Origin of the sequence: Rhodohalobacter sp. 8-1, from assembly GCF_038150125.1 — a bacterium.
GTDB lineage: Bacteria > Bacteroidota > Rhodothermia > Balneolales > Balneolaceae > SW132.
In genome coordinates this window covers 88,646-105,647 of record NZ_JBBVMF010000006.1, presented here as the reverse complement: position 1 = coordinate 105,647, position 17,002 = coordinate 88,646, and the positions used below count along the sequence as shown (strand labels likewise).

At 46.2% G+C, this 17,002-nt stretch carries 10 protein-coding genes; 1 reads left to right on the top strand and 9 read right to left on the bottom strand.

Going from position 1 to position 17,002, the window contains the following annotated elements; all coding sequences use genetic code 11:
• Nucleotides 1-191: 191 nt before the first annotated feature.
• From AABW11_RS07820 to AABW11_RS07805, 4 genes are all read right to left on the bottom strand, one after another.
• On the bottom strand, nucleotides 192-5,708 hold the full coding sequence (locus tag AABW11_RS07820) for an AAA family ATPase (protein WP_340104309.1): 5,517 nt from the start codon (nucleotides 5,706-5,708) through the stop codon (nucleotides 192-194).
• Entirely contained in the window at nucleotides 5,705-6,562 is an 858-nt protein-coding gene (locus tag AABW11_RS07815) for a methyltransferase domain-containing protein (protein ID WP_340104307.1), read from the bottom strand. Before AABW11_RS07815 ends, AABW11_RS07820 begins: the two co-directional genes overlap by 4 nt.
• Before the next feature lie 6 nt (nucleotides 6,563-6,568).
• Entirely contained in the window at nucleotides 6,569-8,005 is a 1,437-nt protein-coding gene (locus AABW11_RS07810) for an oxygenase MpaB family protein (RefSeq protein WP_340104305.1), read from the bottom strand.
• Nucleotides 8,006-8,325: 320 nt separating this feature from the next.
• On the bottom strand, nucleotides 8,326-8,511 hold the full coding sequence (locus AABW11_RS07805) for a hypothetical protein (RefSeq protein WP_340104303.1): 186 nt from the start codon (nucleotides 8,509-8,511) through the stop codon (nucleotides 8,326-8,328).
• Nucleotides 8,512-8,995: 484 nt separating this feature from the next.
• Here AABW11_RS07805 and AABW11_RS07800 point away from each other — a divergent pair, with 484 nt between their 5' ends.
• Nucleotides 8,996-10,129, top strand: coding sequence for an ATP-binding protein (locus tag AABW11_RS07800; RefSeq protein ID WP_340104301.1), 1,134 nt, complete (start codon nucleotides 8,996-8,998; stop codon nucleotides 10,127-10,129).
• Nucleotides 10,130-10,251: 122 nt separating this feature from the next.
• Here the strand turns inward: AABW11_RS07800 and AABW11_RS07795 are convergent, their stop codons facing one another.
• The 5 genes from AABW11_RS07795 to AABW11_RS07775 all read right to left on the bottom strand — a co-directional run bounded on the left by AABW11_RS07795 (nucleotide 10,252) and on the right by AABW11_RS07775 (nucleotide 16,988).
• Nucleotides 10,252-11,547 (bottom strand): amidohydrolase, encoded by a 1,296-nt coding sequence (locus AABW11_RS07795; RefSeq protein ID WP_340104299.1) that lies wholly within the window; start codon nucleotides 11,545-11,547, stop codon nucleotides 10,252-10,254.
• Between the two features lie 47 nt (nucleotides 11,548-11,594).
• Nucleotides 11,595-12,245 (bottom strand): NAD(P)H-binding protein, encoded by a 651-nt coding sequence (locus AABW11_RS07790; RefSeq protein WP_340104297.1) that lies wholly within the window; start codon nucleotides 12,243-12,245, stop codon nucleotides 11,595-11,597.
• Nucleotides 12,246-12,428: 183 nt separating this feature from the next.
• A complete protein-coding gene (locus tag AABW11_RS07785; RefSeq protein WP_340104295.1) occupies nucleotides 12,429-14,105 on the bottom strand; it encodes a M1 family metallopeptidase in 1,677 nt (558 codons plus the stop codon).
• Between the two features lie 528 nt (nucleotides 14,106-14,633).
• Nucleotides 14,634-15,521, bottom strand: a complete 888-nt coding sequence (locus AABW11_RS07780; protein WP_340104293.1) for an alpha/beta hydrolase — start codon at nucleotides 15,519-15,521, stop codon at nucleotides 14,634-14,636.
• Between the two features lie 90 nt (nucleotides 15,522-15,611).
• Nucleotides 15,612-16,988, bottom strand: a complete 1,377-nt coding sequence (locus AABW11_RS07775; RefSeq protein WP_340104291.1) for a hypothetical protein — start codon at nucleotides 16,986-16,988, stop codon at nucleotides 15,612-15,614.
• Nucleotides 16,989-17,002 lie beyond the last annotated feature (14 nt).

Genomic DNA, 17,002 nt, shown 5'->3' with positions numbered 1-17,002 from the left:
CTTTCATGAGTTTTTACAGGTCTTTAAAACATTCCCGCTTATAGCTTTAGAGGAGTCGCCGAAATACCCACCTTTCAGCTGCCTGCTTCTATTGGTTTTTTTTCAAACGAAACCGTTTGGGAAACCGCTGCTGAGTGTCCATAATCCGTCAGCTCACAAATACAGCGTGCAGACGGAAAGCGATCTACAAGCTATTTTTTCAGTGTGATCGAAAAAATAGTTTTACCTTCAGATGAGTCAATATCAAGCATGCCGCCATGCGCTTTAACAATATCATTCGTAATGCTAAGCCCAAGCCCGGTTCCCTGCGTCCCTTTCTTGGTCGTAAAAAACGGCTGCAGGATTTTGTCTTTCATTTCGTCCGGAATGCCGGGACCGTTGTCTTCGATTTCGACTGTTATCTTACCATGATCTGATTTCGTGCGGACGGTTAGTTTAGGGTGATATTCCCCTGCTCCTTGAACCTTGTCCCCTGAACCCTTCTTTTCCCTCATGGCATCAAACGCATTATTAACCAAGTTCAAAATCACCCGGCTAAAATCCTCAGCAACCATTGGCACCTCACCAATACTCTCATCAAACTGGAGATCAATATCTACGTTTATCGGAGCTTCTCCAGCCCTCATCCCGTGAAACGCCAGGTTTACATACTCTTTGATGATGGGGTTCAGTAGTGTGGGTTCCATCTTGCCATCGCCGCCGCGAGAATGCTGCAGCATGGATTTTACAATGGAATCGGCCCTGGTGCCGTGTTTGTGGATGGTTTTAAGGTTGGCTTCGATGTCGTCGAGGATGTCGAGGATGAGTGATGGGTCATAGACATTGTTCGATATGTCACCAATTTCGGGTCTCTCGTCCTCACCCGACACACCCCTGGTATTGCCGTCGGCAACACCGTCCCCTCTCAAGAGGGGAGTTTCTTTTTCACTTTTGCCTTTTGCCTTTTCACCCTCCGGTCCACCGTCCTCGGTCACCCGTCGAACTTCCTCCCTCACCTCCTCAACTAACTCCAAACTCAGGTCCGAAAAGTTATTCACGAAGTTCAGCGGGTTTTTGATCTCATGGGCGATACCTGCCGTAAGCTGGCCCAGCGATGCCAGCTTCTCCTGCTGGATAAGCTGCTGCTGTACCGATTTTAGATTTTCATGAGCCACCTCAAGATTATCATATGCTTTTTCAATCTCCCGGGTACGCTCTTTTACTTTCTCTTCAAGATTGGTGTAGAGGTTGGCATTCTCAATTGAGATACCGATCTGGCCTGAAAGAATCTGCATCATCTCTATTCTGTTTTCGTTAAAAACTCCCTCAATCAGGCTGTTATCAAGGTAGAGCAGGCCGATACTTTTGCCCAGAAACGTAATGGGAAGGCACATAACGGATAAAATCTCTGTGTTTTTTTGGATAAAAGGATCTTGGTTAAACCTCTCTTCGTGTTGTGCATCATCAAGCACCACAAATTCCCCGGTTCTCCATGAGTAGTTCAAAACGGACTTCGGCATAATTTCCAGCTCATCTATTGGAATCGATGGATACAATTCAATAATATCTGCGCCTGATATACCAATCGCCTCAATGCAGAGCTGATCATCTTTGTAAAGAACCAGACAGCCGCGTTCAGCTCCAGCATTTTCGATGGTGATCTGCATCAGGTTGTTGAGCAGTTGATCGTATTTCACCTGGCTTGCGATACTTTGCGACGCCTTCATCACACTGGCCAGGTTTAGCTCGGACCGGCTGGAGGTTGACGTTGTTGACTCCCGTCTTGTTAATTCAATATCATATGTCTTCGAAGTCAGAATCTCGGGATAGTTTTTTTCCAGAATGTCGCATTTTAAATGAGCCCCCCATTCTTTGCAACTATTCCACGCGGCTTCAGCATAAAACCGGCACTGGTTTTCCAAACCTGCTTTCCTGCAGAATGCTGCTGCCCGTTCATTGGCAATCGCTTCTACGTTTTTAAATCCGTGCTTTTCAGATAGCCTGATCGCCTCTTCGAACGATTGCATCGCTTCTTCAAAGTTATTTTCAATCACCGAAAGCTCCGCCTTTAGGAGCTGGTAGTGCTGGCTGAAATTTTCGTAGCTCCCATTCACCCACAGCTTCACATCTTTAAGATGCTTTTTAAATAGCTTCAGATATTTCTTCTGCTCAGCGCGGTTCAAGTCATTATAACAGGCCGCTATTGATAAGGACGTATAAAACGCGTAGGAAACCTCCTGTATATCAGCAATGAAATTATCCGCATAGCTATGGACTATTTTGCTTTCGGCCAGCGCCTCATGAAAGTTTCCGCTCATGTACAGATAGTTACACTTTGCTGAATGGAAAAACCCGAGTTTTGTGCGGTTTCCCTCATCTTCGAGTCTCTTTTGGGCCTTTTTACCATCAAAAGAGTCATCTTCCCAGCTGTTCTCATTTGTTTGGCCATTCAGTGCCTTTGCCAGCTGATAGAAGCACTCAAAGAAATCGTAGCCGCCTCTGGACTTTTCAATCAGCGAAATATGATGCTCTGATGCATGAATCACCTCTTCCAACTGGTCGCCGGCATTCAGGCGATGCCTCAGGTAAAGCGCAACGGAGTAGCTCGTAAATATATGATCACCATTAAGCACGCACGCTTTTATTGTATCCAGCATATCATCGTAGCTGTTCCGTATGGGTATGCGCCAGTGGTTATGAAACGCAAGTACCGTGTAGTTCAGGCGCCATTTAATCAGAGGCGATTCGGTGCGCTGGTGAAGCTTTTTGGTGATATCCCACAGATCAAACCCTTTCTTTTGCAGCTTCAGGGCTGAATGTACCACCACCGAAAAGCCTGAAAAACCCCAGCCGCTTGCGTCCGTAAATCCATGCTTTATATACAAGTCGATGATTTTAAAAATCACGAGCATCATCAGGTTCTGATCCTGCTGGTAAGCACTCGTTGCGAGATCAATAAGAAACTTGTTGAGCGCAATTATCTCCTCATCTTCGCACTCTTCAAGATGATAGAGGGTCTCCGGGTTCCTGTACTTCGTCGAGAACAGAAGCAGGTACTTGGCTAGCCGAATCGCTGTCGTGGCCTGGATCGTATTTTTGTTCTTGGGAAACCTAATATCGTAAAGTTTGGCAGCTTCAAGGCCGAGATCGAGAGACCTCAGCGAGTTACCCACTTTCAGGTAGAGTGAGGAGTGGAGGTAGTAAACCTTCAGCTTCTCAAACCGGGTCTTGGCATGGCTGAGCACCAGCTCAAAATATTTCTCTGCGCTATCTGGGTTGTCATTCAGGTACTCACACTCACCCAGTTCTACAAGTACGTTGTAGGTGAGCTCATAATGAGTCTCCCAGCTATCCTTGCCGAGAAAATCGGCAGCCATAGACAGAAACCGGACGGCAAGGCTGTATGAATTGGAATCTTTGGCTTTTCGCCCTGCAATCAGGCAGAGTTCACATATCCTGTTTTTCTCCTCTCTCTCTTTGATGAGATCGGCACTCCAAACAAAGTGGTTTACCACTTCAAAAATATCATCATGAAGCTGGGATTCATCCCTGTTTCTCAAAAGCTGGCGCCCCGTTTTCAGATGTACAAACGGACGCTCTACGTCTGAAATGAGATTGTAAGCTGCCTGCTGTACTTTGTCGTGACTGAATGTAAACTGAATCGACTCAGAAGAGATGCTTGCAACCGATAGTTCGTCCGGCTGTGATGATTTTAACGAGAGGGAGCGGTAGTTCAGATCGATCGATCGAATATAGCCGTCCCTGATGGCAGGCTTGAGGTCCTCATATATTTCAAGCTCACTTTTTCCTGTGATGTTCGATAGGTCGGTCAGCGCAAAGGTGTTTCCGAGTACAGATGCATACTCCAGGTCTTTCTGAGTTGCGCCCGGGAGCTCCGTCAGCCCATTGGTCATCAGATCAACAACATTGGCGGTATATTCCAGCGCTTCAATTTCGCTGCTGTCCCATTTCCAGTGTGTTTTAGGATCGTAGGTTATCAGCTGTTTATCAAAAAGAGACTTCAGGAAACTGTGAATAAAAAACGGGTTGCCCTGAGTTTTACCATATACGTGGCCCCCGAGCTCTTTTGCCTCCTCCGGCGTCATCCCGAAAGAGTCTGCTGTAATTTGAATTGTTGTCTGGAGGTCCAGCGGCTCCAGGTGAATATCCGCAACGGAGCCATCCGATTCCTGGATTTGGTTTAGCGTAATCATCAATGGATGCCCCTGGTGCACTTCATTGCTTCGGTAGGCACCAAGTATCATGATGCTCTCATCTCTGGGATTTTCGAGAATACGCTTTACAAGATTCAGTGACGACAAATCTGCCCACTGAAGATCATCAAGAAAAATCACCAGCGGACTATTGGCCGTGCTGAAAGCGTAAATAAAGTCGAGAAGCACCATATTAAAGCGCGACTCCTGCTCTGCAGGCTGCAGTTTTGGTACGGAGTGCTGCTCCCCGATTATGAGCGTAAGCTGCGGAATCACCTCCGTAATTAAACCCGCATTTTCACCCAGCACTGAGGAGATGCGATGCTTCCAGGCGTTGATTTTACCTTCAGGTTCGGAGAGCAGATGTTTAATAAACTCCTTAATCGCTTCAATAAATGCATAGTAGGGGATATCTTTTTTCAGCTGATCGAACTTCCCGCTGATAAACGTGCCGTTCTTCTGTATGATGGGATACTTCACCTGCCGGATCAACGCCGACTTCCCAACACCTGAATAGCCTGAAACCAGGGCCATGGTCGACTTAAGGGAACTCAAGTCTTCATAAACATCGGTCAGCTGCTCGATCTCTTTTTCCCGGCCATATAGTTTTTGCGTCTGCTTATATTTAACAGAAATATCCTTCAGACCGGCCCTGAACTCAGTCAGCGGCTTTTGCGACGTCATGTGCTCCCGGATAAGCTCCAGGTCGGCTTTGATACCGGCCGCCGTCTCATACCGTTCATCAGGGTTTTTTTCAATAAGCTTGAACACCACCTGCTCAAAACCAGGGGGAAGATCGGGCAGAATAGACTTAAGTGAGAGCGGTTTTCGAGACAGGTGAAAATGTATGACCTCCAGGGGATCAACAGAATCGAACGGGAGTTTGCCAGCGAGCAGTTCATACAGCAGGATCCCAAACGAATAGAAATCACATGTATGCGTGACTGAATAGACCGTTCGGCCGGTTTGTTCGGGCGATATATAATTTAAGGTCCCCTCAATCTTATCGACATTCAGCATATCATTCGTCTCTGAGAAGAGATTCGACGAGATACCATAATCAAGGAGTTTCAGCCTTCCATCATCCGACACGACTATATTTCCGGGGGAGATATCCTTGTGAATAACCGACTGCCCGTGCAGATAGTGGAGTACATCGGCGAGCTCTATCGCAAGGTCGAGAACATTTTCATAGGTCAGTTTTGTCTTGAAAATCCGGTCCTGGAGGGATGTCCCTTCCGCAAACTCCTCAACAAGCACGGCTGTTTTACCGTCGAACTGAAAATCATACACTTTAGGGACCCCGGGGTGTTCCAGCCCCTTCATGATATCATATTCATGCCCCAGCTTCGACACACTCATAAGATCTCCGTTCTGGAAAACAGATTTCTTAACGGCAATTTTATTGCCATCTGACAGGCGTTTGCCTATACAGATTTCGTAATGGTCATTACGTAGAAGTGTTTTATCGATCTCATAGCCTTGCAAAAGGGCGTGATTTACTTGCTGTGTCATCTGTCGTCTTTTGTCATCGATAGCAATCCGTACCGCCACAACTCCTCTTTGAGTGCCTCATACTGCTTTATTGAGCTGTAGTGATTTCCATGATTCACATGATTTCGCAGTCCTATCTTTTTTAATACTCTTCCAAGCGCCCACAACTTGCTCGACATACTGTGCAGGTGCCTTAATGAGGGCTCAGTAAATGTCGTAATATCTTCAACTCTCGGTTTAATGAATCCCGAAGCTTCCGCATTCTGAATATGCTCCTCCATTGTATCGATATCGTTAATCGACCAGCCATCGAGCCATTCAGAAAGGAGAGCTTCTCCGGCATCCGTGAGGGGCCGTTCTGATCTGAAATATTCGGCGCATATCAGCCGCCCGCCGGGCTTTAAAAGCCGGTAAGCTTCATCATAAAAATCCTTTTTGTGGAGTGCGTGGCACAAGCTTTCACACGCCCAGATTACAGTAAACGACTCGTCAGCAAAACCGGTATCAGTGTAATCCTTTTCATAAAAAGAGACTCTATCGTTCACCCCGCTTTCGCGTGCAAGTCTTTCTGCTTTCTCAACCTGGTGCGGCACAAGTGTGATACCGGTTACCTGCACATCATATTGTTCCGCCAGCCAGACGGCACTCCCGCCCTGGCCACACCCTGCGTCCAAAACGATATCACGGTCTTTGATTTCCGCTTTGGTAGCCATCACACGGTTCATATTCAGGAGGGCCTCACCATGATCTTTGATGCCTTTGTCGTAGTAACCAAAATGAACCGATCGATTCTTATCGCTGAGCCACAGTACCCTGTAGTCGAGCCGGGTGGCATCGTAATAGGCGATTATCGATTTTTTGTAGTTTACATCCATAGCACGCTATCCTTTAAGAGCCCAATCTTCCTGCAGATCTTTTGGGATACGGAACCCCGATTTTTCGCCCGTGCTGGAATATTTTCCGTCCCTGAAATGCACAGACAGGAACGAAACCATAATTCCACTAAATACGGTAATTAACTCTAACACAGAATCCTCTTCCAGCTTTTCCAGTGGCTTACCGCTTTCCACATCATGGAGGATCTTATGCAGTAGCTGAAACTCGATTTCAATTCTATGGAGCTTCTCTTCCCTGATTCCGAGCAGCTTTAGAATTTTATCAAGAATAAACAGGAGAATTCCCTCGTGTGAATCCCCACTCTGCTTCTTTATTTCTTCCTTTTTGTCACGCATCATTTTGTGGTATTGCATCGCATCTTCATGAGCGTGTTTGTGCAAGACCTCTTTCTTATGTTTTTCCTCTGCTTCAGGTGAATCATGTTTTTTAAACAGATCCGGGTATTTTTCTGCATAGTGCTCACTGAGCATCCGATCAAAACAGTCGGGAAATCTCTCATCTTTCAACATCGTCTTCATAAAGAACAGAACGAGTCTTTCCGGCATTTTAAACCTGTGCATGCCTTGTACCAGGGCAACAGCAAGAGGTTTACCTGCAACGGTCTCATCTTTAAACAGATGATCGTAAACCGTAACCTGAAGGTCCCAGGCCTCATCGATTCTATCAGCGATCAAAATTTTCTGAACGCCCATTATTTCCGCAATTCTTTTCCAGGTATGAAACCACGCCTCCTGATCCTCGCGACTGAGCTCCTGGCCGATCATCTTCATTCCTTTTATAAACTCCAGCGAAAACACCTGGTTTGTGGCAATAAGGTCTTCCTGGCTGATCGGCTTGCCCCACGCATCATTCCACTGATACTGTTCATTTGTAGAATCCTGAATGATGTGCCTCATTGCGGAGTGCATAATCCTGATTTTGAGTGCCGTAAGAATTCCCCGTTTATCAGGCTCCCACCAATTTTTATCCATCACATCAAACACAAACTGTGCTGTTTCAATGATCCGCCTGTCCGTGTGCTCTTCAAGCAGTTTGGTCATGTGGAGTACGTTTGCGGGTTTCTCCGCCATGTAGGTGTAGGGGAGGGCCCTGAAGATCAGGATGAACACAAACTTCATCCCGTGTTCTTTCCAGATCTGGTGCGATCTGTTAAACATCCTGATGTCTTCGGTACTGAAATCTACAACCCTATTCTTATCGATGAAATTTTTCAGATGCTCTGGTAAGTCTTCAGGCACAGGCTCATCATTTCTTGCCATGAGTTTGAGGCTCTTGCTCAAATGGCGCATCGACTTGGATTTGTAAAGATCATTGACCGCCTCATCAGACGGATCATCAACTTCTGTTCTCATCTTTTCGAGATCTACACCTTTCCAGACGTATTTTGGGGCTAGTTCTTCCACTGTATTCAGTTTATGCATAGAAATATGAGGGGGTTCTTTAACTCTTCCTCAGAATTTCGGTTAGGTGTTTTCTGTGCTATAACATCTCTGGCCTTAAGGAGAGTCTACCAGTGAAAGCGCCGGATAGTTACAAATCAGGTTTTAAGTGTAATTATTTAAACAAATCCTTCTATTCATTGTTTATCTCTCAAATACATCATTTTATTCAAAAAGTACAGGATTAATTGAACCTGCCAATAATTTTATGAAACATTTTTGTGCATATTTACAAGATCATTGGTGACATATTTCTTTCACCATTACAATCTTGGTTTCATTGAAATCTTATCAGCATTATTTCAATCTGCTTTTGTGATTCTGTTTGATAGGATAAAAATTGAGTAGGTGGCCAAAATGGCCGACAGTACAAATATTCCGGCTCCCACAACGATGTTCACAATATTGGCACTTAGGCCCCAAACACGAATCGTACGATTTAGTCCCTCTTCTTTTTGAAGCGGGCATGCTGAACTGGATGATTTCATGATGAGCCACTTTATTTGGGTATCTTCCGATTTCCATCAAAAACTACTTTCTCACAATGAGGAATGCTTGTACATATCGCGCAAATGTTTGGACTCACTGCGCATTTAATAGATTTAATCAGGAATAGACGTGCTAATTGTTACACTCATCATCATTGGTGAAGCTTCGTACCCTCGTAACTTTTCCCTAACAGTGGGATCCCTTGCGGGGGTGGCAAACACCAAGGCTTTGAGTAAATTTAAAGCCCGTTTTTTAAACCACGTTCCAAAGGGATCCGCCAGGCTGAAAGGTGCCGGGACATGAAGGTTCACGAAGAAAGCTTTTCATGAGCAATACTGAAAAGTATAGGACAATACTGTTATGTATTCCCGTATTATTATAACCAAAAAGGATTGTATTCCTATATAGTTATAACTAAAATGGATTATAATCCCGTTTAGTTATATATTGTCGTTTCATTTTCATCCATTATAAAGATGACTCATGATCAAAAGACAGCTACAAGAAAAGGTGGAAAATCTGCTTTTTGACGGGAAAGCGCTTGTACTTATTGGCGCCCGGCAGGTCGGGAAAACAACACTGGTAAAACGTATGTTGGAAACCCGAAAAACAGAGGTTCAGTTTTTTGATGGAGATGACCCTACTGTGCGTCGATTGCTGGATGAACCAAACACGGAACAAATACGGCAATTGATCGGAGAGGCTGACATAGTATTTATAGACGAAGCACAGCGCATACCAACTATCGGCCTTACCTCGAAAATTATAACAGATCAGTTTAAAGACAAACAGCTCATACTCAGCGGTTCTTCTGCTTTTGATCTCAACAGCAGCATTCAGGAGCCATTAACGGGAAGAAAATGGAGTTTCAATTTGTATCCTGTTAGCTGGAAAGAGTGGCAAGACCATGTGGGATATTTAAAATCAGAGCAAGATTTAGAAAACCGCCTGATCTACGGTTTCTATCCGGATGTACTAAACCATTCTACCCGTCCGGATGAGGTCTTGGATGAATTGGTTGAAAGCTATCTGTACAAAGATATTTTGAATTATGCAGGTATCAGAAAACCCGACGCAATCCAGAAACTGGTCCAGGCTATTTCGTACCAGGCGGGACAGGAAGTGGTGTATAAAGAGGTTGGTGATTTGATTGGGCTGGATCCCAAAACCGTGTCTCACTACATCGATATTCTCGAAAAGGGATTTGTAATTTTCAGGCTGCCGGCATTCAGTAAAAATCTTCGAAACGAAATAAAAAAGAGCCAAAAAATTTATTTCTACGACAATGGTGTTAGAAATGCGGTTATCCACGACTATAATCCACTTGTTAATCGCACGGATAAAGGAGCCTTATGGGAAAACTTTTTGATCAGTGAACGCCTCAAACAACTGCGATATGCCAAACGAAACACGAGGATGCATTTTTGGAGAACCAAGCAGCAGCAGGAAGTGGATTATGTGGAGGTATCGGGCAGTGATATCTCCGGATATGAGTTTAAATGGAATCCGAAAAGGGATATCAGGTTTCCAAAGACCTTCACAAAAAACTACACTCAAAATGTTCACGGCATTCACCGGGATAACTTCAGGGATTTTGTCATGCCTGAATCGCTTTAAACGAATTTGTGAGTTTGTGCGCCAACCCTCTTTTAAGGGTTCCTCCCGAAGGGATCGCTTGGCGAAAAGAGGGTTTCCTCACTCATGCTTCAAACCCACGATCTTAAAGCTAATAGACACCGTTACATTCCCGCACCTCTCATATAGTCCACCACCAGGTTGCTCATTGCGCGCACGCCCAATTTCATCCCGCTTTCATCGATGTAAAAGTCCGGCGTATGATGACCTGCGGCTTCTCTTCCCGGTGCTTTCCCTCCTACGAAGAAATAGAGTCCCGGCACTTCCTCCTGAAAGAATGAGAAATCCTCAGCGCCGGTGATGGCGTTCATGATAATTGCATTATTTTCGCCCGCTACCTCTACAAGAGTCGGAGCCATCCTCGCTGTAAGTTCGGGATCATTATAAGTGATGGGATATCCCTTGTTAATGGTTAGCGTTGCCTCGGCTCCGTTACTTGCAGCCGTATTTTGAACAATAGTTTCGAGCCGCTCAAAAATAAGCTGTCTCATATCTTCGTCAAGTGCACGAATGGTTCCCTGCATGCTTACACTTTCCGGGATGATGTTATTGCGAACCCCGCCTTCAATCACGCCAAAGGTAACAACCGCCGCCTGATTGGTCAGCTCCATACTTCGACTCACGATCGTTTGTGCGTTATTGATAATTTGTGCTGCCGTGACAATGGGATCGATGCCATTCCATGGAGCAGAACCGTGGGCCTGCTTTCCTTTAATATCAAGGCTAAAACTGTTCACGCTTGCCATGATTCCTTCCGGACGGTATCGAATGGTCCCCACGGGTACGTAATCGCTGATGTGAAGCCCAAAAATCACATCTACATCCGGATTTTCAAGGACGCCCTCTTTTACCATGAGCTCGGCACCACCCTCTTCTCCCTCAGGTGCACCTTCTTCAGCCGGCTGAAAAATAAACTTTACGGTACCTGACAGCTCATCCTTCATGTCGGTGAGAATTTTTGCGACGCCCATCAAAATAGCCATGTGGGTATCATGCCCACAAGCGTGCATCACGCCCACCTCTTTTCCCTGATATATACCGGTTGCAGTAGACGCAAATGGCACATCAGTGCGCTCGGTGACTGGAAGTGCATCCATATCGGCACGCAAACCAATGACCGGCCCCGGCTGCCCGCCCTCTAATAACGCCACCACACCGGTTTTTGCGACGCCTGTTTCAACCTCCAGCCCAAGCCCGGTTAGATAGTCCGCAATATATTCAGCCGTTTCAAATTCCCGGTTGGAAAGCTCGGGGTGTTCATGAAAATGTCGCCGCCACTCAATTACCTCTTGCTCTATGTCATCCGCACGTTCATCAATAATCTGTTTAAGTTGGGATGTTTGAGCCATTACTGCTGAGGAAGCAAACACAAAGAGTAAAAGAAGGAAAAGTTGTTTCATGGATAGGATAGTAAGGTTAAATATAAACGGATATTACTGAAACAGATTTACAAATGAAAAACCTCATTTGGCTCGAATATGAAGCACCCACCTGCATCATCCTGAAGAGAGTTGATCATGGCCCTTGCGACCTGCTCGGCCAGAATAGGACGATATTTTTTCAGGCCGGGAATCTTGCCCGCAATCCTCATCGCGGCCAGGCCAAACCGTTCACCCGGCCTGCTCTCCTCACGTTCCCCATCCAGAATTGAGGGTCTCATGATGGTGATGCGATCAAACGAAAGTCCACTCACGGCATCATCCAGCTCGCCCTTAATCCGTGGATAGAAAAGCCTTGATTCCTTATCGGCGCCGGCAGAGGATACCAGCGAATACTTTTTCACGCCGTTTGCTGCGGCAGCCTTTGCGGCCTCAAGAGGATATGTCACATCAATTTTAAACTGCGCCTCTTTACTCCCCGCTTTTTTGATGGTGGTTCCCATTGCGGAATAGAGCTCATCGCCTGTTAACTGGTTTTTCCACGATTCAATATCATCGAAATCTATGACCTGTTCTTCCAGTCTATCGTGCTTGATGCCGGTTGAGCGACGATGAAAGACCTTCACGGTAGAGTAGCGCGCATCGTCAAGCAGCAGGTTTATAACATGAGACCCTACCAAACCAGTGGCGCCGAGCACTACTGCAGTTTTTTTATTCATAATTATGACATCTGATGGATTTTTTTGAATGACTCCGTCTGACTGATAATGAGTAAAGAAAACAGTGTGAATAAGAGAAAGAGAAGAGTAATTTCATTCGTGGGAAAGCAATTTAGTACAGACTGTTACTCAAGTGTACATACAAATTAAAATTTCTTGGGTTCTTACAATTAAATTGTTCAGCTACTTTTCACCCAGCAAATTAAAGCTTCCCACATAGTAATTGGGGTCAACTGTCAGCTTAGCATTTTCTGAACTCTCTAAAGAAATCGCCTGCCACTGATCCGAAGCCTCAAGCCGAATCTCTTCGCCACCGATTGTTACATCCACCGGCATGGTAAAGTCATCCACTACATTTGCCCATCGATACTGCAGCCTGCCGTCGCGAAATTGATACTCAAGAGTAGGAATGCGAATATCACGTACATACTGATCAAACACAGTTTCCAAAGGAATCCCTGTTGTTTCGATGATGTAGGTTTCAACCTGCGCTGTGGTCACTGTTTGGTGTCTGAATTCCCGATTCAATCCGCGCAATGTTTGACGCCAGAGCTCGTCATCATTCACAATCTGCCGGATCGTATGCAGCAGATTGCCGCCCTTATTGTACATATCGCCCGAACCGCGATAGTATACGCCCTCGATTCCCTGGATCGGTCGCTCGTTTGAAATGCCGGCACGTAATCCCCGAACATATTCGTTTGCTGCCTGTTCGCCGTAGTGATAATCAAGGTAGAGGCTTTCCGAGTAATTGGTGAACCCTTCATGAATCCACATGTGGGCCACATCAGCGTAAGTAATGTTGTTGGCAAACCATTCGTGTCCTGTTTCGTGGATGATGATAAAATCGAACTCAAGCCCCCAGCCCGAGCCGCTCAGGTCACGTCCGAGATAACCGTTTGCGTAGCCATTGCCATACGTCACCGCGCTTTGATGCTCCATGCCCAGGTAGGGAACCTCAATCAGCTTAAAGCCGTCCTCATAAAAAGGGTAGGGGCCAAACCAGTGCTCAAATGCATCCATCATCGGTTTTACCTGGCCATAAAACTGCTCGCGTGCTTTTTCCTCATTTTCCCTCAATACGTAATAGTCGAGAGTCAGCATCCCGGCCTCACCATCATATGTCTCATCAAAATGCACATAATCGCCAACACTCAGGTTCACACCGTATGCATTGATGGGATTCACCACCTCCCAGTGCCAGGTGGACATGCCGTCGCTATTTTGCTCGGTTGATGTCAGCTGTCCGTTTGACACCGCCATTAAATCATCCGGGGCCGTGATACTGATCTTCATACTATCAGGTTCATCATACACGTGATCTTTATTTGGCCACCAGATGCTTGGCCCAATTCCCTGGTTTGAGTTGGCCACAAACGGCTTCCCGTTGCTGTCCATCTCCCAGGTCAGCCCGCCATCCCAGGGCGGATTCGCGGCAACAACCGGCGTACCCTCAAACTCTACGATGAGCTGGTTGATGTCACCCGTCTGCTGTGATTCACTCATCTGTACCCACCACGTAATTCCTTCTCGCTCATACTGCAGCTCTCTTCCGTTTTGAACAATCCGGGTAATTTCCATCGGCTTCTGCAAATCAATCTGCATCACACCATGAGGCTCCAGCACACGGTAGCTTATTGTGTTACTGCCTGAAATGGACTGACCGGGAATATCTACGGTCACATCCAGGTGATAGTGCGTCAGATCCCACCAGGCCCGTTCCGGTGTGATGGTGCCGCGGAGTGTATCCTGGCGGGTAAAGTCAGTTGGTTGATCAAACATTTGCGCCTGCACATTTGCACATACAAACAGCATGATCACTGCAAAAGAAAGCGAAAGATTGATTCTATTTTTGAGCATTGTGTGATTTATGATTCAGACCTGGCAGAGTGCCGGCGCATTTCCGGCTCCTGCCAGAGTCGGTATATATAAATATAATTCGGTATTAATAATCAAGTATCGTACTAAACGCCGACAGATCAGCCGGTTGGCGGACAGGTTTAAAAATAAGACCTGTCAGCATTCCCGCGCCTTTTGCGGGTTTCTGACAGAGTCTAGTCAATGATCCAGACACTTGGAGGTCCTGCGGACGCTTCAAGGTCTTTCGAAAGTAAAACATGGCATGTCTGTTCAAGCCAGCAACATAAACCTATCCAGATGGCTTAGTTTCGAGTCAATCCTTTATTCAGCAAATGAGAGACATGCCATGTTTCGAGCCTTTTTCACCATCCGGTCCTTAAAACAGACGCCGCCAGGGCTTACGGACAATAACAGATTGATGATTCGGACCTGGCAGAGTACCGGCGCATTTCCGGCTCCTGCCAGAGTCTCTCAGTACTTAAACCAGACGCTTGGAGGTCCTGCGGACGCTTCAAGGTCTTCATATTTCTACCTGTGAAAACGTGCGCTAACAAATTCAAGTACGTCGGGAAGGGCGGTTCGCCAGTAATCCCAGGTATGAGCGCCGTTTCGAACTCTGAATTCAGCGTTAATTTCATTCTGAATCATCGTGCTGTAAAGCTCCATATTACCGCGAATCAGGAAATCGTCATCACCACAATCGATATAATAATCTACGGTATTCAGCTTCTCCGGGTCTTCACTCGCCATGATATCAATAATAGAGTTTTCGCGGTAGTGGTCGGTCAGGCGATCTTCGCCCTCCAGCCCTTCTCCAAACGGCGTGCCAAGAGCATTGTCCCAGTTTTCCTGTGGCATTTCTGTGATCTCTTCATCAAGAAAAACAGCAGCGCTAAGCGGGGCAGCGGCCGTAAAAAGCTCCGAATATTTTGTGGCCATAATCAGCGTACCATATCCGCCCATCGACAGGCCCGCCACAGCCCTGAACTCTTTGGCTGGCCGTGTTCGGTAGGTTTCGTCCACATGCGGTATTAACTCCTGGATGAAGAAATCTTCGTAGTTTACCTTTCCGTCATGGCTATTGATATACCAGCTCACGCCTGCATCAGGCATAACAATGATCATATCGGTCACCGCAAGGCTGGCTGATGCTACATCGGTGATCTGCTGCACCTCACCGAACTGGGTCCAGCCAATTTCATCATCGGTATAGCCGTGCAGAAGATAGAGCACCGGGTAGCTTCGGTTTGATGTTTCATACCCGCTCGGCAGGTAGATATTATACTCTACAGTTTTGCCAAGTGCTGAACTTTCAATCGGAAGACTTTCGCGGATTGTGCTGGTTTGTGCTGAGAGAAACGCCGGAAACAGCAGGACGATAGATAAAAAGAGGTAAGAGCAAGCGCGGTAGATCATAACAGGAATCTTAGTTAAAATTGTCGATGCTTAATGTAGCTTTTTTCCGTTCAGTTTCGAAAAAGAAACATCACTAAGCATCAACTCCTGTTAAAACGTGGGGTTAAACCGAATCCAAAATACCGGTGTGCTTCCAAATCGCTTCAGCGGCCATGCGAGCTCGGCACGGATTAGGTCTGATCCAAGGCCCACTCCAATGTCGTGCTGAAGGTCGGAGAGTTTGAATCCATCGATATCATCAAACGGGTTGGTTGAGTCCTCAAGAAGATTGCTTTGACGGGCAAATCCAGAATCGAGGAAAAACGTAGTATAGAAGCTGTCGAAATCAATCCATTCATTGCCGCCGCTAATACTGCTTCCAAACTGGAGTTCCACATTGCTCAACAACATCTGATTTCCCGTGAATACCTTGTAGGGCGAGCCGCGAAGTGACCCAATGCCACCCAGCTGAAGCTGTTTGAACAACGGGGCATTTCCCGTGATGCTTCCTGCTCTGAGCCGCCATTTCAAAACAGATCCCGGCTCAAAATTGGAGAATAGATTTAATTCTGCCAGGTACGAGCTATACGAAAATTCATTATCGAAACCGGAGTTATCCGCCAGCTCTAATTCAGCCATAGCAGACATGGAAAAGTAGCGGGTTAAAATCAGCCGTTTGGGGTTGAACGACAGTGCAACATTCAGCCGCTGAATATTGGTTTCATCCGTGGAAAGATCGATCGGCTGATTAGGCCTGAATGTGCTTCTTTTTCCAAAAAAGGAGTAAGTTGTGCCGACCGATAATGATGAAAAATCGTCATTATTATATGAAAAGGCTCCTTCGAACCAGCGCTTTCCTCTAACAGCGGTATAAACGCCAAACCCGTCTTTAAGGTGATAATCGGGGAAGTCGTAGGCAGCAAAAAGGGATGTAAACGTTGATTCGATGAGCCCGACACGCCAATAATCCTCTGTGGCGGTGGCTCGATGAAGTTCAGCCCCAACCAAAATTCTGTTTTGTCTTCCAACAAACCGCTCCAGTCCGATCGCGTAATCCCATCGTGTTGATGCGGTGCCATAGCCAATCAGTCCATGCACCCTGAATCTATTGAGATCAAACCAGTCTCCATAATCATACCACTGCATTCTCTCTTTTTTAAGGCCAAGGAACAAGCCGTCCACTCGGTTGTAGTGAATCATCGGGAGGTTGGGAAATTGGTTGTAAAGCGGGTTTGTGTTGTAAGGGCCGGCTTCAAGGGCACCATCAAAATCGATGCCTTCCTGCTGAAAACTTCTGAATCGTCGCTGCGGCTCAATCCCGGTAGAATCCGACTCAGATTCAGATTTCATTCCAAGGAGTTCTTCAAGCGACTTATTAAAGATGGGATCACGTTTGAATGGATCTTCTGTCTGTTCAGTCTGCTGCGCAATCAGCGCAAGCGGGAATAGCAAAATGATTGTAAAAAGTACCGGTAGAAATTTATTCATTCTGATCTCCTCTG